The following is a 19272-nucleotide window of genomic DNA, read 5'->3' on the forward strand; positions in this document are numbered from 1 at the left end:
GCGGCACCCGCGCCCGTGGTCGCGCGTCCGCCGCCGCCGAGACGGCTCACCAGGGACCACCACCATGACCAGCACCAGACCGTCCGCCCGCATCCCGGACTTCCAGGGCGAGGTCATCGGGCCCGCCGACCCGGACTACGACACCGTGCGGCGGTGCTTCAACCGGGACCACGACCAGCATCCGGCCCTGATCGCCCGCTGCACGAGCCCCGAGGACGTGCGCGCCGCACTCGCCCACGCCCGGGGGAACAGCCTCGGGGTCGCGGTGCGGGGCGGTGGGCACGCCACCGCCGGCTTCGCCTCCTGCGAGGGAGGCCTCGTCATCGACACCAGCCCGATGAAGCACGTCGAGATCGACACCGAGGCCCGTACCGGCCGCTTCGGGGCCGGCCTCACCTGGGGAGAACTGGACGCCGCCACCCAGGAGTTCGGCCTGGCCGTGACCGGCGGGCGGGTCTCGGACACCGGGGTCGCGGGCCTGACGCTCGGCAGCGGCTCCGGCTGGCTGGAGCGGATGTACGGGCCCTCCGCCTGGAACCTCGTCTCGGCGCAGGTGGTGACCGCCGACGGGCGGATCCTCCGCGCCGACGAGGAGGAGAACGCCGACCTCTTCTGGGGTCTGCGGGGCGGCGGCGGCAACTTCGGCGTCGTCACCGAGTTCGGCTTCCGGCTCCATCCCGTCGGACCGCTCCTGTACGCCGGGATGCTGCTGCACCGCCGCTCGGTCGCCGGGCCGCTCGCGCGCTTCTACCGGGACTTCATGGAGCGGGCGCCGGACGAGGTCACCGGGGCCCTCGCCCTCGTCACCGCGCCGCCGGAGGACTTCGTGCCGGAGGAGGCCAGGGGCGAGCCCGCCGTCGGGGTGGTCGTCGCGTACATCGGCGACGCCGCGCGGGGCGAGGAGGTGCTGAAGCCGCTGGTCGAGTGGGGCGAGCCCTGGGTCCGGATGGTCCAGCCCATGCCGTACACCGCCCTGCAGCGGATCCTGGACGACGGGACGCCGACGGGCGTCAGCGAGTACTTCAAGATCGACTACCTGCCCGAGCTGCCGGACGAGGTCCTCGACACGGCGATCGCGCAGGTCGAGACGGTCAGCTCGCCGATGACCCAGACCATCTTCTGCCGACTGGGCGGGGCGATGGACCGCCTTGACCAGGACGCCATGGCCCTCGCCACCCCACCGGCGAAGTGGGTGTACTTCTGCCTGTCCATCTGGTGGGGCGACGAGGGGCGGGAGCGGCACATCGACTGGCCGCGCGGTTTCCACGCGGCGATGCGGCCGTGGACGACCGGGACGTCGGTGCCCAACTTCATCTCCACCGACGAGGGCGCCCGGCTGCGGGCCTCCTACGGGCCGGAGAAGTACGAGCGGCTCGTCGCGCTGAAGGACCGGTACGACCCGGGGAACGTCTTCGCCCTCAACCAGAACATCCCGCCGAACGGGTAGGGACGGCGGCGCCCGTCAGGGCACGGTCACCACGACCTTGCCGTTCAGGCCGCCCGCCGCGTTGGCGCGCTGGGCGTCGGCCGCCCGCTCCAGCGGGAACGTCCTGGCCACCCGTACGGTGATCACGCCCGCGTCCGCCAGGTCGGCGAGGGCCGCGAGGTCGGCGGCGTCGGGGCGGACCCAGAAGTAGCGGCCGCCGAGGGCGAGGACCTCCCCGTCGGCGATGGACGCCAGGCGGCCTCCGGGGGCGAGGAGCCGGGCGGAGAGCTCCAGGAACGGGCCCCCGATGGTGTCGAGGACGGCGTCCACGCCGTTCGGGGCGAGGGCGCGGACCTGCTCGGCGAACGTCCCCTCGTCGTAGCGGACGGGTTCGGCGCCGAGCTCGGCGACCCGCTCCAGGCCCGCGTCCCTGGCCGCGCCGAGGACCCGGCAGCCGAAGTGGCGGGCGAGCTGCACGGCCATCGAACCGACCCCGCCCGCCGCCGCGTGCACGAGGACCGTGTCGCCGGGGCGCACCGCGAGTGCCTGCGCCTGGAGCACCTGGTACGCGGTGAGGCCGGCGAGCGGGAGGGCCGCGGCCTCCTCGAATCCGATGGTGCGGGGCTTGCGGGCGAGGGTGCGGACGGGCGCGGAGACGTACTCGGCGAAGGTGCCGTGCGCGAGGAAGTCCTCGCGCACGTACCCCATGACCTCGTCCCCGGCGTCGTACTCCGGGACGGAGACGCCGGTCCGGACGACGACGCCGGAGACGTCCCAGCCGGGCACGACGGGGAACACCGCGTCGAGCATGCCGTCGAGATAGCCGGCCTGCGCCTTCCAGTCGACGGGGTTGACGGCGGCCGCCCGCACCCTGACCAGGACCTCGTCGGGGCCGACCTTCGGATCGGGCAGCTCGCCGTACTCCAGGACCTCGGGGCCGCCGTACCGGCTGTAGCTGATCGCCTTCATAACCACGACCCTCAGGGCGTCCGGGCCGGGCCGCAAGCCGGGGCGGGTCAGCCGCCGAGCGCCGCCGGCGGCGGGAGCATGGCGCGCGGGTCGCGGCCCGAGGTCCACAGGCCGATGAGGAAGGCGGTGGTCGCCTCCAGGAGGTCCGCGTGGGCCAGCGGTCCCGCGACGAAGGGGGCGCAGCCCAGGTCGGCGGCGAGCGCCGAGACGAGCGCGAGGGCCTCCTCGTCGTCCCCGCAGAGGGGGACGGCGACGGGGCCGTCGGCGAAGACGGGCGGGGTACGGCTCCACACCGCCGGCGTCACGTGGTTGAAGGCCTTCACCACCCGGGCGCCCGTCGCGGCGGCGAGGGTACGGGCGGCGCCGGGGCCCTGGCCGGTGGTGAGGACGGGGCCCGGGCCGACCGCGTTGGTGCAGTCGACGAGAATCCGCCCGCCGAAGGAGCCGACGGGCCCCACCGAGCCGAGGGCCGGCAGGACGGCGTCGTACGGAAGGGCCAGGAGGGTCGCGTCGCCGAAGCGGGCGGCCTCGGCGAGGGTGCCCGGGCGGGCCCCCGTGCTCGCCGCGAGCGCGGCGGTCCGTTCCGGGTCCCGGCCGCCGACGAGCACCTCGTGGCCCGCCCGGACCCATCCTCCGCCGAGCGCCCGTGCCATCGCTCCCGTACCCACTATTCCCACCCGCATGGGGCGTCCTCCCTCACGTACCGTTGTGCGTGCCGACATCAACGACAGTAGGCGGGGGGCGACTTACCGAATGGTTACCGACAGCGGCTCCGGCAGGGACCCCGACCGGGTCCTCGCGGACTGCCGGGCGCGGCTCGGCTTCGACCTGCTGGCCCACACCTGGAACGGGGTCGTCCTCTACGCGCTCGCGGACGGACCGCGCCGGCCCGGCGAGCTGCGGACGGCGATCGGCGGGATCAGCGCGAAGGTCCTGACGGAGACGCTGCGACGCCTTGAGGGGTACGCGCTGGTGGAACGCCGGGCGTACGAGGAGACACCGCCCCGGGTCGAGTACGGCCTGACCGCGCTCGGACGGTCACTGCTCGGGCCGATCGAGGCGCTGGGGCGGTGGTCGGCGGAGTACGGGGAGGCGTTCGCGGCGGCGCAGGGGTGGGACGAGGGGTAGCCGACGCGGGCCGACGCGTACCGGCCGCTTCCGACCTGCCCGACTCGGGCGTGTCCGAGCTGCCCGACTCGGGCGTGTCCGAGCTGCCCGTACCCGCCGTGTCAGACCTGCCCGTACCGGCCGTCTCCGAGCTGTCCGTCTCGGCCGCTTCCGAGCTGCCCGTCCCGGGCGTGTCCGAGCTGCGCGTCCCCGGTGCTTCCGACCTGCCCTTCCCGGCCGTTGGGGCCTTTCCCGGAGGGGGTCGTTCCGACTTCCCTGGGCCCGGGGCCGACTGGCACTCTTCCCCTGTCCAGTCGGGCTCTCATCCGGGGGAATCCCTTGTCTGCCACCGATCCCTATGTCGTCACGCTCGCTCCGCACGTGCACGCCTTCGTCCAGCCCGACGGCGGCTGGTGCCTGAACAACGCCGGGTTCATCGGCGACGTCGACGAGACGCTGCTCGTCGACACCGCCGCCACCGAGCGGCGCGCGCTGCTGCTGCGCGACGCGGTGCTCGCCGAGGGGCTGCCGCTGCCGCGCACCATCGTCTCCACCCACCACCACGGCGACCACACCTACGGCAACGGGGTGTTCCGCCCCGAGGCGCGGATCGTGGGCCACGAGAACTGCCGGTCCGAGCAGCTCGCGGCCGGGCACCAGCTCCATCTGCTGTGGCCGCAGACCGACTTCGGGCGGGTCGACATCCTGCCGCCGTCCGTGACGTACAGCGAGCGGCTCACGCTGTACGTCGGCGCGATCGAGGTGCGGCTGCTCCACCCGGGCGCCGCGCACACGACGGGCGACTCGATCGTGCATCTCCCCGAGCAGGGCGTCGTCTTCACCGGTGACCTCGTCTTCCACGGCGGGACGCCGTTCCTGCCGATGGGCTCCCTCGCCGGTTCGCTGCGCGCGCTCGACCTGCTGCGGTCCCTCGACGCGCCGACGGTCGTGCCCGGGCACGGGCGGGTGACCGACCCCTCGGTGTACGACACCACGGAGCGGTACCTGCTGTGGGTGCGGGAACTCGCCGTCGAGGGGTACGCGAAGGGGGCGACCCCGCTGGAGACGGCGCGGCGCGCTTCGCTCGGGGAGTTCGCGGCCTGGCGGGAGAGCGAGCGGCTCGTGGCGAACCTGCACCGGGCGTACGCGGAGCTGGAGGGGCTGCCGGAGGGGTCGCCGCTGGATCCCGTGACGGTCTTCTCGGACATGGCGACGATGAACGGCGGGGTACCGGTGGCCTGCCACGCGTAGCCCCGCCGTGCGTGGTGGGCGATCGTTCCGCCGGGGCGGGACGATCGCCCACACGGGGGGCGGGCGAGCGCATCGCCCGGGTGCGAGTGCCGTCACCTCTGGACGACATACCGACTGGTCGGTCACAATGGGCGCCGCCGATGCCGATCCGGAGGTACCCCCTATGAGCTCCGCCCCGCCGCCAGGACTCGACCCCGACCACCTGCGCCGGTACCTCGACCGTGAGCGGCCCGGGCTGCTCTCCGGGCCCCTGGACGCCCGGCTCATCGAGGGCGGCCGGTCGAACCTGACGTACGTCGTGAGCGACGGCACCGGCCGCTGGGTGGTCCGCCGGCCCCCGCTCGGCCACGTCCTCGCCACCGCGCACGACATGCGCCGCGAGCACCGCGTGATCAGCGCCCTGCACGCGACGGACGTGCCCGTCCCCGGGACGGTCCTGTTCTGCGAGGACGAGTCGGTGCTCGGCGCGCCGTTCTACGTGATGGACTTCGTCGAAGGGACGCCGTACCGCTCGGCCCGTGAGCTCGCCCCGCTGGGCCCCGAGCGCACCCGCGCCACCGTCCTCGCACTGGTCGACACCCTCGTCGACCTGCACGCCGTCGACCCGGAGGCGGTGGGGCTCGGCGACTTCGGGCGCCCCGAGGGCTTCCTCGACCGGCAGCTGCGCCGCTGGGGGAAGCAGCTCGACGCCTCGCGCGGCCGCGAGCTGCCGGGGATCGACGAGCTGCACGCGGCGCTCGGCCGCGCGCTGCCGGCCTCTCCCCCGCCGACCGTGATCCACGGCGACTACCGCCTCGACAACGTCCTCGTCGGCGAGGACGGCCGGATCCGGGCCGTCCTCGACTGGGAGATGTCGACCCTCGGCGACCCGCTCACCGACCTCGGCCTCCTCGTCATGTACAGCACGCCGCTCGATCTGCCGGGCTCCCCCATCTCCACGACCGCCACCGCCGCCGGGCATCCGAGCACCGCCGAGCTGGTCGAGCGCTACGCGGCCCGCTCCGGCCGCGACACCTCGGGACTCGCCTGGTACACGGCCTTCGCGTGGTTCAAGCTCGCGGTGATCCTGGAGGGCATCCACTACCGGTGGACCCTCGGGCAGACCGTCGGCGCAGGCTTCGACCGGATCGGCGAGCTCGTCCCCGTCTTCATCGAGCACGGCCTGACCACCCTTCAGGAGGGCTGAACCACCATGGACTTCTCCTACGACGCCCGCACCGAGGAACTGCGCGCGAAGCTCCTCGCCTTCATGGACGAGCACGTCTACCCGGCCGAGGCCGTCGCCGAGGAGCAGCGCGCCCGGCTCGCCTCGCCCTGGGACACCCCGGCGGTCGTGGAGGAGCTGAAGGCCGAGGCCAAGCGGCAGGGCCTCTGGAACCTCTTCCTCCCCGACGCCGAGTACGGCGCCGGGCTGACCAACCTCCAGTACGCGCCGCTCGCCGAGATCACCGGCCGCAGCCCGCACCTCGCCCCCACCGCCCTCAACTGCGCCGCCCCGGACACCGGGAACATGGAGCTGCTCGCCCAGTTCGGCGACGAGGCGCAGAAGAAGCAGTGGCTGGAGCCGCTCCTCGCCGGCGAGATCCGCTCGGCCTTCGCGATGACCGAGCCCGAGGTCGCCTCCTCCGACGCGACGAACATCGAGACCCGGATCCGGCGGGACGGCGACTCGTACGTCGTCGACGGGCGCAAGTGGTACATCTCCGGGGCGATGAACCCGGACTGCAAGATCTTCATCGTGATGGGCAAGACCGACCCCGACGGGGCCGACCCGCGCCGCCAGCAGTCGATGATCCTGGTCCCCCGCGACACCCCCGGGGTCGAGGTGCGCCGCGCGATGCAGGTGTACGGGTACGAGGACCACTCCCACGGCGGCCACGCCGAGGTGGTCTTCGACGGGGTCCGGGTCCCGGCCGTGAACCTCGTCGGCGAGGAGGGCGGCGGCTTCGCCATCGCGCAGGCCCGGCTCGGCCCCGGCCGCATCCACCACTGCATGCGGCTCATCGGCATGGCGGAGCGGGCGGTCGAGCTGATGTGCCGGCGCGCCGTCTCCCGTACCGCCTTCGGCAAGGCGCTCGCCCAGCAGGGCGTCGTGCAGAACTGGATCGCCGACGCCCGGGTGACGATCGAGCAGCTGCGGCTCCTCGTCCTGAAGACGGCCTGGCTCATGGACACCGTCGGCAACCGGGGCGCGCACACCGAGATCCAGGCCATCAAGATCGCGACCCCGCGCGCGGTCGTCGACATCATCGACAAGGCCGTGCAGGCGCACGGGGCGGGCGGTGTCTCGCAGGACTTCCCGCTGGCCGAACTGTGGGCGGCGGCGCGGACGCTCAAGCTGGCGGACGGCCCGGACGAGGTGCACCAGCGGTCGCTGGCGCGCCGGGAGCTGAAGAAGTACCTGTAGACCGCTGTAGACCGGTTGTTACGGTCGCAGGGCCCGCAGCAGGAGGTCGGCGAGGTGGTCGGCGACCTGCTGCGGGGTCAGCGGGCCGTCCGGGCGGTACCAGGTGGACAGGTGGTGCACGGAGCCGAAGTGGTAGTCCACGACGAGGTCGGCGGGCGTGGCGGAGGAGAAGACGCCCGCCCGCTGGCCCTCCTCGATCAGGGCGCGGAAGCGCTCGTGGTAGCGGCGCCGCTCGGACCGCACCTGCTTGTGCTTCTCGGGGCTCAGGTGGTGCATGGAGCGGAAGAAGATGGACGCGTCGTCGAGGTTGTCGATGGTGGTGACGACGACGTCGGCGGCGGCGTCGCGCAGCCGGTCCTCGACGGGCGCGTCGGCGTCCGCGAACGCGTCGAGCCGCTCCTGCTGGAGGCGCAGCACCCGGGAGTAGACCTCCTGGAGGAGGTCCTCCTTGGAGCCGAAGTAGTGGTAGAGCGCGCCCTTGGTGACCCCCGCGGCCTCGACGATCTCCTGGACGGAGGTGCGGTCGTAGCCACGCTCGGCGAACAGCCGGGTGGCGGCGGCGAGGAGCCTCTGGGGGACGGGGGCGGCGCCCCCGTCCGTCGTCCTGGCCATGCTCCGCCGCCTTCCTCGATGATCGTTTTCGGTCACGGGAACGCGATCCCGCCGCTAGATCTTCCCATCCGCCGGCGCTACGGCCGACCGGTGCCCGTCTCCCAGGCCCGCTGGACGTGGTTCATGGTGCCGAGCCAGCGCTCGGGGTCGGTGGCGCGGTTGCGGTAGTAGCCGGCGACCTCGGGGTGGGGCAGGACGAGGAAGCGGTCGGCGGCGATGGCGTCGAGGAGGGCGTCGGCGACGTCCTCGGGCTCGATGGCGGTGGGGGCGAGGACGAGTTCGCCGGCGGATCCGGCGGCGGTGAGCATGTCCGTACGGACGCCCTGGGGGCAGATGGCGTGGACCTTGAGGCCGCGGTGGCGGTAGGTGAGGGAGAGCCATTCGGCGAAGGCGTACGCGCCGTGCTTGGAGACGCTGTACGGCGCCGCGCCGATCATGGTGAGCAGTCCGGCGGCGGAGACGGTGGAGACGAAGCGGCCGCTGCCGCGCTCCAGCCACTCCGGGAGGAGGGCGCGGGCCGCGCGGACGTGGGCCATGACGTTGACGTCCCAGGCGGCGGCCCAGACGGCCTCGTCGGCGAAGGCGTCGCCGGGCGAGGAGAGTCCGGCGTTGGCGCACCAGATGTCGACGGTGCCGCCGAGGGCCTCGCGGGCCTCGTCGACGACGGCGGAGGCGTCGCCGGGGACGGCGAGGGCGCCGATCTCCTCGGCGACGGCCTTGGTCCGCCCGGGGTCGAGGTCGTTGACGACGACGCGGGCCCCCTCGGCGGCGAAGCGGCGGGCGAGGGCGGCGCCGATGCCGCCGCCCGCTCCGGTGACGACGACGCCGGCGCCCCGGAGCCCGTCCGTGCCGGCGCTCCGGGGTTCGTTCGTGTCCGTGGTCATGGACCCACCTCTCGGCTGTGACGACCCGCTGTCGGGACCGGGACAGACTAACCGGTCGGTATGGAGAGGCGGAAGACCCGTTCCGCACGCCTCGTTCCCCGGGGCGGTCAGGAGCGCTAGCGTGCGTGCCCGTGTCACTCCCGTCCCACCGAGGAGGTCCCGCATGAGCCTGTCGCGACGGAGTCTGCTGGCCGCCGGAGGCGCGCTCGGGGCGGTGGCGGCCACGTCCGCGGCCCCCGCCTCCGCCGCGCCCGGTCACGGCCGGGTGCGGACCGGCTTCGAGCGGCTCGCGGCCGACGGGTACGCGCTCCTCGCGGGCGACCGCGTCGGCGTCGTCACCAACCCCACCGGGATCACCCCGGACGCCCGCCACCTCGTGGACGTGATGCACGCCGACGACCGGGTGGACCTGGTCGCCGTCTTCGGCCCCGAGCACGGCTTCCGGGGCACCGCCCAGGCGGGCGGCTCCGAGGGGCGGTACGACGATCCGGCGACCGGGCTGCCCGTCTACGACACGTACCTGAAGAGCGGGCGGCCGCTGGCGGACGTCTTCACCGCCTCCGGCGTGGACACGGTCGTCTTCGACATCCAGGACGTCGGCGCCCGCTTCTACACGTACATCTGGACGCTGTACGACTGCATGGCGGCCGCCGCCCTCGCCGGGAAGCGGTTCGTGGTCCTCGACCGGCCGAACCCGGTGACCGGGCGGGCGGCGCTCGGCCCCGTCCTGGACCGGGCGTTCGCGACCTTCGTCGGCCGGGAGCCGATCGCGCAGGCGCACGGCATGACGGTCGCCGAGCTGGCCGGGCTGTTCAACGGCGAGTTCCTGGCCGAGCCCGTCGCCCTGGAGACCGTACGGATGACGGGGTGGCGGCGGACGGAGTTCTTCGACGCCACCGGGCTGCCGTGGGTGCCGCCCAGCCCGAACATGCCGACGCCGGACACCGCCCTCGTCTACGCGGGCACGTGCCTCTTCGAGGGCACGAACCTCTCCGAGGGGCGCGGCACCACCCGGCCGTTCGAACTCCTCGGCGCCGAGGGCATCGACCGGCGGTGGGCCGGGGCCGCGAACGCCCTCGGCCTGCCCGGGGTCCGCTTCCGCGAGGCGTACTTCGCCCCGACCTTCTCCAAGTTCCAGGGGAGGACCGTCGGCGGGGTGCAGCTGCACGTCGACGACCGGGAGTCCTTCGACCCGGTACGGACGGGCATCGGGCTCCTGGTCACCGCAAGGAGCTCCTGGTCCGGCTTCGCCTGGCGGGCGGACGACTGGATCGACAAGCTGACCGGCTCGGCCCGGGTACGGACCCTGATCGACGCGGGCGCGGGCGTGGACGAGGTCGTCGGGGCGTGGGAGACGGACCTGGCGGCCTTCCGGGCGGTGCGGGAGGAGTACCTGCTGTACCGGTGACGGGGGTTGCCCCTGTACGGGCTGCCGCACCGGTGACGGGGGTTGCCCCCGTACGAGCTCCTGTACCGGTGACGGGGGTTGCCCCCCGTACGGGACGGGGGCCGGCGGGATGTCCCCCTGGGCGTCCCGCCGACCACGCTGGTCCCATGAACCTCTCCTTACGAAGCCGCCGGCTGCCTCTCGTCGGGCTCCTGCTCGCCGCCTGCCTGGGCGCCCTCGCGCCCGCGGCCCGTGCCGCCGAGGTCCCGGCCGGCCCCGAGCCCGCGCGGGAACTCGCCCGCTCCGCCCGCCCCCTGACCGATCTGCGTCCGCTCGACCGGATGATCGGCCCGGCCAAGGTCGTCGGCCTCGGCGAGGCCACCCACAGCTCGGCCGAGTTCTTCACCGCCAAGCACCGGATCTTCGAACACCTCGTGGAGTCCCGGGGCTTCACCACCTTCGCCCTGGAGGCCCCCTGGTCCACCGGGCTCCTCGTCGACGACTGGGTCCGCACCGGGCGCGGCGACATCAAGGCGATCATGCGGGACGAGTTCCAGGAGTCGTACCGGCTCTGGAACACCGAGGAGTACCTCGACCTCTTCCGGTGGATGCGGGAGCACAACCGGCTTCACCCCGACCGCCCGGTGCACTTCATGGGCAACGACCTCGGGTACGCGGGACCGAACCTCTTCGACACCGTCACCTCGTACGTCGCCCGCGTCCACCCGGCCCTCCTCCCCCGCTTCCGGGAGCTGTACCGCGACTCCCGCCCCACCGGCGAGGTGGAGGCCTGGATGAAGGGGTACATGGAGAAGCCGCTCGCCGAGCGGCAGCGGATGGCCGGCGAGGTGAACCGCGCCCTCGCCCTCCTGGAGCGGCAGGGCCCCGGAAAGGGCCCAGGCGCGCGGGAGGCGCGGGCGTGGGCGGTGCAGCACGCGCGCGCGATCGCCCAGGTCGGCACCGAGTACGCCCACGACCTGACGACTCCCGGGGGGATCGCCGCGGCGATGCTCTACCGCGACCGGATCATGGCCGAGAACACCGTGTGGTGGCAGCGGCGGACCGGCGACCGGATGGTGCTCTCCGCGCACAACGGCCACGTCGGCTACGAGACGCCGAAGCCCGACCAGTACCCGCGGCTCCAGGGCGCCTTCCTGCGGGACCTCCTCGGCCGGGACTACGTCAGCGTCGGCGCCTCCTTCGGCCGGGGCTCCTTCAACGCGCACGACACCGGGGCCCCCGGCGAGCCGATCCGGAGCTTCACCGTCGCCCCGCTCGGCCCCGACAGCAGCGCCCCCACCCTGGACCGGGTCGCGTCCGGCCCGTTCTACCTGGACATGCGGAACACGACTCCGGCGGCGCGCGACTGGCTGGGCGTGGCCCGGCCGGTCCGGCACATCGGGACGGCGTTCCCCTGGCCGGGTGATGTGGTGTCGCTGCGGCTCTCCACGGCGTACGACCTCCTGATCCACTTCCCCCGGATCTCGGCGGCGCGGCTGCGCTGACCCGCCGTCGCACGTCTGGACGGGGCCGTGCGCGGGCATGCTGGCCAAGGAGCCGCCGCCCGCGCACGGGGCGCACTCGGCGCTGCGGCCCCCTCGACGTGGAGGGACGGGTCTGGCCGTGACCGGGATGAGTGTGGAGCCGTACCGGGAGATCACCTTCGACAAGGACGGCGACGGGCCGCCGGGCCAGGCCTCCGCGCTGGCCGCGCTGGCGCGCCAGGGGGTGGGCGACCTGGTGCTGTTCGCGCACGGATGGAACAGCTCCCCGTCCGGCGCCACCCGCCTCTGCTCCGACTTCTTCGCCCCCTTCCCCGGGCTGCTCGCGCCGGGGACCGAGATGGGGTACGCGGGGGTGATCTGGCCCTCGATGATGTTCACGGACGAGCCGGTGCCCGACTTCCGGGCGCTGGTGACGGTTCTCCCGGAGAAGGAGCCGGTCATCGGGCGGCTCACGGAACTCCTCGACGCGGCGCCGGCGGAGGAGGCGGCGTTCGCGGAGTTCGGGGCGCTGCTGCGGGAGCTGACGGACCTGGACGCGGAGTCCGTGGCCGCACGGGAGCCGGTGCCGGAGTTCCTGGTGGGGGACCCGGTGCAGGTGTGCGCCCAGTTCACGGGGGCGCTTGAAGACCCACAGGAGGAGGGCTTCTTCGGCGGAGGTCTGAAGAAGTACTGGAAGGGCGCCAAGGAGGTGCTGCGGCAGGCCACGTACTACGTGATGAAGAAGCGGGCCGGGCAGGTCGGCGAGCACGGGCTCGGGCCGCTGCTCGGCGAGGTCGCCCGGAGCGCTCCCGGCCTCCGGGTCCACCTCGTGGGCCACAGCATGGGCGCCCGGCTCGTCGCGTACGCGCTGCGGGGGCTGCCCGCGGGGGCCCGGCCGGTCGCCTCCGTGACGCTCCTCCAGGGCGCCTTCTCGCACTACGCGTTCGCGGCACGGCTGCCGCACGACCCGGGCCGGTCCGGTTCGCTGCGGGACCTCCAGAACCGGGTCCGGGGGCCGGTCGTGGCCTGCTACTCGCGGCACGACACGGCGCTCGGGGTGATGTACCCGCTGGCGTCCCGGCTGGCGAACGACTCCGAGTCGGTGCTCGGCGCGGACGACCCGCGCTGGGGCGCGATCGGGCACGACGGCGTGCAGGCGGTGCCGGGGACGGCGGGCCTGAGCATCGCCGAGGCCCTGCGCGCGGGAGTGCCGGGCTCCGGGTGCGTGAGCGTGGACGCGGCCGAGGTGGTCCGCTCGCACAGCGACATCTGCCGTACCGAGCTGGCGGAGGTGGTGGTCTCGGCGTCCCGGACCGGCCGGTGATGGCTTCCATCGGAATTTCGATGGAACACGGCGGGGCTCCCGTTCGTCCCTCTGATAGCGCGGAAGGACCAGCGGCGGAGGTGGCGAGGGATGGCCGGTTTCCGGAGTCTCGCGAGACAGGTGCGCGATCCGGGGTGCGACACGGCGCTGCGCAGGTACTCACTGCGCAAGTGTCTGGAGAGGTTCGCGCCGTACGGGCACCGCGCGACCTGGGACCATCTGTGCCGCAGACACAGATTCGGCCCCGAGGACCGGGAGCTCGACCCGGAGCGGCTGGTGGCCGCGCTCGACGAGCTGGAGCAGGCGCGGGCGGTGTGGCTCGCGTACGAGGAGCGGTTCGCCGCGCGGCGGCGGCGCGAGAAGCACGAGGGGCTGCGCGGGCTCGGCGCGCTCGACGACTGGCACCGGCGCGTCTGGGGCGGCAACGGCGTGGTCCGCTGCGGGGACCCGGCGGTCCACCCCTCGGATCCGCTGCCGGAGGTGCTGGGGCGGCTGATCACCGCCCTTGAGCGGGGGCCGGGCGAGGCGTGCCCGGTGTGCGGGGGGCCGCGGATCGAATGGGCGGGACTCGGCCCGGCATGCGGCGACTGCGGGGTGGGCGTCCCGCGCGCGACCCTGACGACGGGAGCACTGGCCCGGGCCCGCCGCCCGCTGGCCCCGGCGGCGTGACGGACCGGGCCCCCTGCCAGGCGCGGGCTAGTCCGTCGGTGGGCGGCGGATCGGGAGGAGGCGGGAGCCGGAGATCTGCTCGCCGAGGCGGTCGTCCGGGTTGGACAGGACGCAGGTCTCCAGTGAGAGGCAGCCGCAGCCGATGCAGTCCGTCAGATGGTCGCGGAGCCGCCCGAGCTGCGTGATGCGCTCGTCGAGTTCGGTGCGCCACGCCCCGGAAAGGCGCGCCCAGTCCTCGTTCGTGGGTGTGCGTTCCTCGGGGAGCTGGGCCAGTGCCTCCCTGATGGTGGCGAGGGGGATCCCGACCCGCTGCGCGGCCCGGACGAAGGCGACGCGGCGGAGCGTGTCGCGGCCGTAGCGGCGCTGGTTCCCGCTGGTGCGGCGGCTGGTGATGAGCCCTTTCGTCTCGTAGAAGTGCAGGGCGGAGACGGCGGCCCCGCTGCGGGCGGAGAGCTGGCCGACGGTGAGTTCGTGGATCTTCTCTGGAATCTGCGGCACCCGGGGAACCCTACTGGTCCGTCACCGGCGGGCGTTGACAGCGGCCCCCGCACCCCACATGCTGAGCAAGCGCTTAGATACCGACCATGAGGTATGCCGGTACGCCGCACGAGAAGGGACGAGGACACATGGCCGAGCCGAGGATCTTCACCTCCGCCGAGGAGCTGCGCGCGGGGGTGGGTGAGCAGCTGGGGCACAGCGACTGGCTGGAGATCGACCAGAAGCGGATCGATCTCTTCGCGGAGGCCACCGGGGACCACCAGTGGATCCATGTGGACCCGGAGCGCGCCGCGACCGGCCCGTTCGGCTCGACGATCGCGCACGGCTATCTGACGCTGTCGCTGCTGCCGCTGTTCACCCCGCAGGTGCTGCGGGTCGAGGGCATGAAGATGGGCCTCAACTACGGGACGGAGAAGGTGCGTTTCCCCGCCCCGGTACCGGTCGGCTCGCGGCTGCGCGCCACCGCCGTCCTGACGAGGGTCGAGGAGGCCGGCGGCGGCGTGCAGGTGACGGCGACGGTGACCGTGGAGCGCGAGGGCTCCGAGAAGCCGGTCTGCGTGGCCGAGTCGGTCTCCCGCTACTACTTCTGAACGCCGACCATCCGCAGGACGAGGCCGGCGTAGAGCACGCCGACCTCGTCGGCGGTGCGGCGGCCCTGGGTGTTGAACCAGCGCGAGACGTCGATGCAGAGGGAGAGCACGGCGACCGCGGTGCCGGACACGTCGAGCACGTCGAACTCGCCCGCCGCCGCGCCCTCTTCGAGGATCCGGCGCACGGTCGCGTCGGACTCGCGGCGCAGCTGCACGATCTCGGCGCGGTGCTCGGGGCCGAGGGCGTCGAGCTCGTACTGGACGACCCGCGCGGTCGTGTGGCGCTCGGCGTGCCAGCGGACGAAGGAGCGCACGGCGTCGGCGAGCCGCTCGGCGGCGGTGCCCTCGCCGTCGGCCGCGGCCCTGAGGATCTCCAGGGCCCGGTCGTGGCCGATGCGGCTGATCCGGTGGAGCAGCTCTTCCTTGGTCTTGTAGTGGATGTAGAGCGCGGCGGGGCTCATCCCGGCGCGGCCCGCGATGTCCCGGGTGGTGGTGGCGTGGTAGCCGCGCTCGGCGAACGCCTCGACGGCGGCCACGAGCAGCCGCCGGGCCGCCTCGGGCGTGACCTCGCCCCAGGGCATGTCCTCGACCCCGGGCGTCTCCTCCGCCGCGCTCATCCCACACTCCTTCTCGGACCCCGTCAGGACGAACACCATACAACGAGGGTGAGCAAGCGCTTAGAGCTTCCGGAAGGGGTCGTGCTCGGCGAGGAGCTTCTCCAGGCGGGCCTGGTCGACCCGGCTGACGATCTGGCCGGCCTCCTGGCGGTCGCGGACGACCTTGGCGAGCGTGAAGGCCGAGGTCGTGAGGTAGAGGACCGAGATGGCGAGGAAGGCCCGGACCCAGGCACTGGCGTCGAGCTGGAAGATGCCGATGCCCACGGCCGCGATCGCGATCCCGAAGGAGATGACGGCCTGCAGGTAGTAGGCGGCGGTGTTCTGCTGCTTGACCGGTGTGTCGCTCATGGCGTCAAGCATCGGACGGATGTGGCGGGCGCCACATCCGTCCGCGTACTCAGCGAGGTACTCAGAAGGCCGAGACCCCCGTCAGCGCCCGGCCGATGATGAGCTTCTGGATCTGACTGGTGCCCTCGTACAGGGTCATGACGCGGGCGTCGCGCACCAGCTTCCCGACCGGGTACTCGTCGATGTAGCCATAACCGCCGAAGACCTGGAGGGCGTTGTTCGCGGCGCGGACGGCGGCTTCGGAGGCGTACAGCTTGGCCTTGGAGGCGGCGGTGGCGAAGTCCTGGCCGCGGTCGATCAGGTCGGCGACCCGCCAGGTGAGCAGCCGGGCTGCGTCCACGTCGACGGCGATGTCGCTGAGGAGTTCCTGGACCAGCTGGTAGGAGGCGATGGGCTTTCCGAACTGCTCGCGCTCCCCCGCGTACCGCAGCGCCGCGTCGAGGGCGGCCTGGGCGATGCCGACGCAGCCGGCGGCGACCGACATGCGGCCCTTGGCGAGGGCGGACATGGCGACGGCGAAGCCCTTGCCCTCGGGTCCGAGCATGGCCTCCGCGGGGACGCGGACGTCCTCCAGGACCAGTTCGGCGGTGGCCTGGCCGCGCAGGCCGAGTTTGCCGTGGACGGGGCGGCGGGTGAGGCCGGGGGTGTCGGTGGGGACGAGGAAGGCGGAGACGCCCTTGTGGCCGGGGGTGTCGTTCGTCCGGGCGAAGAGCAGGACGACGTCGGCCCAGGTGCCGTTGGTGATGAACATCTTGCTGCCGTTGACGACGTACGCGTCGCCGTCGCGGACGGCGCGGGTGGCCAGGTTCCCGGCGTCGGAGCCGGTGCCGGGCTCGGTGAGGCCGAAGCAGCCGAGCGCCTCGCCGGACGCGAGCCGGGGCAGCCACTCCCGCTTCTGCGCCTCGCCGCCCCAGGCGGCGATCGTCTTGGCGACCAGGCCGAGGGAGACGGAGACGATGCCGCGCACGGAGGAGTCGCCGCGGCCCAGTTCCTCGGTGACGAGGCAGTACGCGAGGTGGTCGCCGCCCGAGCCGCCGTACTCCTCGGGGATCGTGAGCCCGAGGAAGCCGACGGCGCCGAGCTTCTTCACGATGCCCCGGTCCACCTCCTCGGCGCGGTCCCAGGCGGCGGCGTGCGGGGTGACCTCGCGCGCGACGAAGTCCTCGGCGAGCCGCCGTACGGCCTCCTGCTCCTCGCTCAGTTCCAGATTCATGCGGTGCCACCCCACTCGGCCATTTAATTACCACTGCTAGTTTCTATGGTGCGGGCCTACTATGTGCGCCATGGCCCGACCGCGCAAGCCCCTGCTCAGCCGAGAACGCATCGTCGAGACGGCGGGCGCGCTCGTGGACGCGGAGGGCCTCGCGGCGCTCTCCACCCGGCGGCTCGCCGCCGAGCTCGGGGTGAGCGGGCCCTCGCTCTACAACCACTTCCGCACCAAGGACGAGATCCTCGACGCGGTCGCGGACGCGGTGAGCGCGAAGATCGACCTGTCGATGTTCGCGGAGGGCGACCGCCGGGACTGGCGGACGGCGCTGCACGACTGGGCCGTCTCCTACCGCGCCGCCCTCGCCGACCACCCGCACATCGTCCCGGTCCTCGCCCAGGGCCCCGGCCGCCGCCCGGCGGGCCTCAAGGTCGCCGACGCGGTCTTCGGCGGGATGGTCCGCGCGGGCTGGCCCCCCGCCCAGGCCACCTCCATCGGCGCGCTGATGCGGTACTTCGTCACCGGCTCCGCGCTCGGCTCCTTCGCCCGCGGCTTCGTCGACGACGAGACGGCCTACGACCCGGCCGACTACCCCCACCTCGGCCGGGCCCACCTCCTCGCGGAACACCGCCAGAAGGTCGACGAGGGCGCCTTCGAGACGGGCCTGCGGGCGCTGCTCGACGGTCTGCGCCTCCAGTACGAGGCGCTCCCGGCCCGACCCCCGGCCCCGCACGCTTCGGCCGCCGCCGAAGCGTGAGTGCGGCAGGCTTGCCCCATGGCAGCCAGTGATCTCGCCGCGCTCGCGGCGCTCTTCGCGGACGAGAGCCGCGCCGCGTTCCTGCTCGCCCTGCTCGACGGGCGGGCCTGGACCGCCGGGGAGCTCGCCCGGCACGCCGGGGTGGCGCCGTCCACCGCCAGCGCGCACCTCGGGAAACTGGTCGCGGGCGGGGTGCTCGCGGAGGAACGGCAGGGCCGGCACCGGTACGTACGCCTCGCCGACCCCGGCATCGCGCACCTCGTCGAGGACCTGGCCGCCCGGTCCGAGCCCGAGGTGCCCGCGCCGCCGCGCTCGCTGCGGGCCGCGAGCGCCGGGCAGGCGATGGCCCGTGGCCGGACCTGCTACGACCACCTCGCCGGACGGCTGGGCATCGCGATCGCCGACGCCATGACGGACCGCGGACTGCTGCGCCAGGACACCGGGTTCGCGCTCACGGACCGGGGCCTGGCCTGGTTCGACGAGCAGGGCATCGCCCTCGTACGGAAGGGGCGGCGGACCGTCGCGCGCGGCTGCCTCGACTGGACCGAGCGCCGCCCGCACCTCGCGGGGCTCGCGGGCGCCGCGCTGTGCCGGCACGCGCTCGACGCGGGGTGGTGCGTACGGATCGGGTCGGAGCGGGCGGTGAAGGTGACCCCGGAGGGCGAGACGGCCCTGCGGGACGGCCTCGGCATCCGCGCGGACGCGCTGCGCTGAGCGGCGCCCGATATTGCGGTGAGCGCCGAACCGTTCGCGCCCTACCGTCGGGGGATGCAGAAGCAACCCTCACGGCTCGCGCTCGTCGCCGCCGGTGTCACCGTCGTCCTGTGGGCCTCCGCCTTCGTCTCCATCCGCAGCGCCGGGGCGGCCTACTCCCCCGGCGCGCTCGCGCTCGGCCGGCTGCTCGCCGGGTCGCTGGTCCTCGGGGCCGTGCTGCTCGTACGGCGGGAGGGGCTGCCGCCGCGGGCCGCCTGGCCGGGGATCGTGACCTCGGGGCTGCTCTGGTTCGGGGTGTACATGGTGGTCCTGAACTGGGGCGAGCAGGAGGTCGACGCGGGCACGGCGGCGATGGTGGTGAACATCGGCCCGATCCTGATCGCCCTGCTCGGCGCGCGGTTCCTCAAGGAATCGCTGCCGCCCCGGCTGCTCGCCGGCATGGCGGTCTCCTTCGCGGGCGCGGTGGCCGTCGGCCTGTCGATGTCAGGCGGCGGCTCGGGCGGGCACGCCTCCGCGCTCGGGGTGATCCTGTGTCTGCTCGCGGCGATGGCGTACGCGGGCGGGGTCGTTGCCCAGAAGCCGGCGCTCGCGCACGGCAGCGCGCTCCAGGTGACGGCCTTCGGGTGTCTGGTGGGCGCGGCGGCCTGTCTGCCGTTCGCCGGGCAGCTGGTCGAGGAGGCGGGCCGGGCCCCGCTGTCGGCGACCCTGAACATGGTCTACCTGGGGGTGTTCCCGACCGCGCTCGCGTTCACGACCTGGGCGTACGCCCTCGCCCGTACGACCGCGGGCCGGATGGGCGCGACGACGTACGCCGTGCCCGCCCTCGTGGTGGTCCTCGCCTGGGTGCTCCTGGGTGAACTGCCGGGTCTGCTGACGCTCGCCGGGGGTGCCCTGTGCCTCGCGGGCGTGGCCGTATCCCGATCCCGCTCGCGGGCCGCCGTGACCGCCGGAACGGCCGAATCCACCTGACAGGTCATACCCCCTGTTCCGGTCAGTTCGCGGGCGGCCCGTGCGGGGCGGG

General features: G+C 73.7%; 21 protein-coding genes. 13 read left to right on the forward strand and 8 right to left on the reverse strand.

Going from position 1 to position 19272, the window contains the following annotated elements; genetic code table 11:
• The first annotated feature begins 64 nt into the window (after window positions 1-64).
• On the forward strand, window positions 65-1447 hold the full coding sequence (locus ACZ7HT_RS24370) for an FAD-binding oxidoreductase (RefSeq protein WP_471169512.1): 1383 nt from the start codon (window positions 65-67) through the stop codon (window positions 1445-1447).
• Between the two features lie 15 nt (window positions 1448-1462).
• Here ACZ7HT_RS24370 and ACZ7HT_RS24375 read toward each other — a convergent pair whose 3' ends face one another.
• Both ACZ7HT_RS24375 and ACZ7HT_RS24380 read right to left on the reverse strand, forming a co-directional pair.
• On the reverse strand, window positions 1463-2395 hold the full coding sequence (locus ACZ7HT_RS24375; protein ID WP_471169515.1) for an NADP-dependent oxidoreductase: 933 nt from the start codon (window positions 2393-2395) through the stop codon (window positions 1463-1465).
• 47 nt (window positions 2396-2442) lie between these two features.
• Window positions 2443-3078 (reverse strand): NADPH-dependent F420 reductase, encoded by a 636-nt coding sequence (locus ACZ7HT_RS24380; RefSeq protein ID WP_471169519.1) that lies wholly within the window; start codon window positions 3076-3078, stop codon window positions 2443-2445.
• A gap of 70 nt (window positions 3079-3148) precedes the next feature.
• Here ACZ7HT_RS24380 and ACZ7HT_RS24385 point away from each other — a divergent pair, with 70 nt between their 5' ends.
• The 4 genes from ACZ7HT_RS24385 to ACZ7HT_RS24400 all read left to right on the forward strand — a co-directional run bounded on the left by ACZ7HT_RS24385 (window position 3149) and on the right by ACZ7HT_RS24400 (window position 7160).
• On the forward strand, window positions 3149-3523 hold the full coding sequence (locus ACZ7HT_RS24385; protein ID WP_471169522.1) for a winged helix-turn-helix transcriptional regulator: 375 nt from the start codon (window positions 3149-3151) through the stop codon (window positions 3521-3523).
• A 318-nt stretch (window positions 3524-3841) separates the two neighbouring features.
• Window positions 3842-4753, forward strand: coding sequence for an MBL fold metallo-hydrolase (locus tag ACZ7HT_RS24390; RefSeq protein WP_471169525.1), 912 nt, complete (start codon window positions 3842-3844; stop codon window positions 4751-4753).
• Window positions 4754-4916: 163 nt separating this feature from the next.
• Window positions 4917-5939, forward strand: coding sequence for a phosphotransferase family protein (locus ACZ7HT_RS24395; protein ID WP_471169527.1), 1023 nt, complete (start codon window positions 4917-4919; stop codon window positions 5937-5939).
• A gap of 6 nt (window positions 5940-5945) precedes the next feature.
• Window positions 5946-7160 (forward strand): acyl-CoA dehydrogenase family protein, encoded by a 1215-nt coding sequence (locus tag ACZ7HT_RS24400; RefSeq protein WP_471169530.1) that lies wholly within the window; start codon window positions 5946-5948, stop codon window positions 7158-7160.
• An 18-nt stretch (window positions 7161-7178) separates the two neighbouring features.
• Here ACZ7HT_RS24400 and ACZ7HT_RS24405 read toward each other — a convergent pair whose 3' ends face one another.
• Both ACZ7HT_RS24405 and ACZ7HT_RS24410 read right to left on the reverse strand, forming a co-directional pair.
• A complete protein-coding gene (locus ACZ7HT_RS24405; RefSeq protein ID WP_471169533.1) occupies window positions 7179-7772 on the reverse strand; it encodes a TetR/AcrR family transcriptional regulator in 594 nt (197 codons plus the stop codon).
• Window positions 7773-7849: 77 nt separating this feature from the next.
• Complete coding sequence (locus ACZ7HT_RS24410) at window positions 7850-8656, reverse strand: SDR family oxidoreductase (RefSeq protein WP_471169536.1); 807 nt, start codon at window positions 8654-8656, stop codon at window positions 7850-7852.
• Between the two features lie 163 nt (window positions 8657-8819).
• Here ACZ7HT_RS24410 and ACZ7HT_RS24415 point away from each other — a divergent pair, with 163 nt between their 5' ends.
• From ACZ7HT_RS24415 to ACZ7HT_RS24430, 4 genes are all read left to right on the forward strand, one after another.
• Complete coding sequence (locus tag ACZ7HT_RS24415; RefSeq protein WP_471169539.1) at window positions 8820-10064, forward strand: exo-beta-N-acetylmuramidase NamZ family protein; 1245 nt, start codon at window positions 8820-8822, stop codon at window positions 10062-10064.
• Window positions 10065-10210: 146 nt separating this feature from the next.
• Window positions 10211-11548 (forward strand): erythromycin esterase family protein, encoded by a 1338-nt coding sequence (locus tag ACZ7HT_RS24420; protein ID WP_471169542.1) that lies wholly within the window; start codon window positions 10211-10213, stop codon window positions 11546-11548.
• 127 nt (window positions 11549-11675) lie between these two features.
• Window positions 11676-12851: an alpha/beta hydrolase family protein gene (locus ACZ7HT_RS24425; RefSeq protein WP_471169842.1), complete on the forward strand. Its 1176-nt coding sequence runs from the start codon at window positions 11676-11678 to the stop codon at window positions 12849-12851.
• 90 nt (window positions 12852-12941) lie between these two features.
• Window positions 12942-13520 carry a hypothetical protein gene (locus ACZ7HT_RS24430; RefSeq protein WP_471169544.1) on the forward strand — a complete coding sequence of 193 codons (579 nt, stop codon included), beginning with the start codon at window positions 12942-12944 and terminating at the stop codon, window positions 13518-13520.
• A 27-nt stretch (window positions 13521-13547) separates the two neighbouring features.
• Here ACZ7HT_RS24430 and soxR read toward each other — a convergent pair whose 3' ends face one another.
• Entirely contained in the window at window positions 13548-14018 is a 471-nt protein-coding gene (gene soxR / locus ACZ7HT_RS24435; RefSeq protein WP_471169547.1) for a redox-sensitive transcriptional activator SoxR, read from the reverse strand.
• Between the two features lie 128 nt (window positions 14019-14146).
• On the opposite strand from soxR, the gene ACZ7HT_RS24440 reads away from it, so the two are divergent.
• A complete protein-coding gene (locus ACZ7HT_RS24440) occupies window positions 14147-14608 on the forward strand; it encodes a MaoC family dehydratase (RefSeq protein WP_471169550.1) in 462 nt (153 codons plus the stop codon).
• On the opposite strand, the gene ACZ7HT_RS24445 is transcribed toward ACZ7HT_RS24440, so the two are convergent.
• The 3 genes from ACZ7HT_RS24445 to ACZ7HT_RS24455 form a co-directional block, all read right to left on the reverse strand.
• A complete protein-coding gene (locus tag ACZ7HT_RS24445) occupies window positions 14599-15225 on the reverse strand; it encodes a TetR/AcrR family transcriptional regulator (RefSeq protein WP_471169553.1) in 627 nt (208 codons plus the stop codon). The genes ACZ7HT_RS24440 and ACZ7HT_RS24445 overlap by 10 nt on opposite strands.
• A gap of 60 nt (window positions 15226-15285) precedes the next feature.
• Window positions 15286-15573: a YiaA/YiaB family inner membrane protein gene (locus ACZ7HT_RS24450; protein ID WP_471169556.1), complete on the reverse strand. Its 288-nt coding sequence runs from the start codon at window positions 15571-15573 to the stop codon at window positions 15286-15288.
• Window positions 15574-15634: 61 nt separating this feature from the next.
• Complete coding sequence (locus tag ACZ7HT_RS24455) at window positions 15635-16786, reverse strand: acyl-CoA dehydrogenase family protein (RefSeq protein WP_471169559.1); 1152 nt, start codon at window positions 16784-16786, stop codon at window positions 15635-15637.
• A gap of 61 nt (window positions 16787-16847) precedes the next feature.
• Here ACZ7HT_RS24455 and ACZ7HT_RS24460 point away from each other — a divergent pair, with 61 nt between their 5' ends.
• From ACZ7HT_RS24460 to ACZ7HT_RS24470, 3 genes are read left to right on the forward strand one after another with little or no spacing between them, the layout of a single operon-like run.
• Window positions 16848-17537: a TetR/AcrR family transcriptional regulator gene (locus ACZ7HT_RS24460; protein ID WP_471169562.1), complete on the forward strand. Its 690-nt coding sequence runs from the start codon at window positions 16848-16850 to the stop codon at window positions 17535-17537.
• An 18-nt stretch (window positions 17538-17555) separates the two neighbouring features.
• The gene (locus ACZ7HT_RS24465) at window positions 17556-18251 is read left to right on the forward strand and encodes an ArsR/SmtB family transcription factor (RefSeq protein WP_471169565.1); all 696 of its coding nucleotides are present in this window, start codon (window positions 17556-17558) and stop codon (window positions 18249-18251) included.
• Window positions 18252-18305: 54 nt separating this feature from the next.
• Entirely contained in the window at window positions 18306-19220 is a 915-nt protein-coding gene (locus ACZ7HT_RS24470; RefSeq protein WP_471169568.1) for a DMT family transporter, read from the forward strand.
• Window positions 19221-19272 lie beyond the last annotated feature (52 nt).

Source organism: Streptomyces sp. NPDC037410, assembly GCF_055602235.1.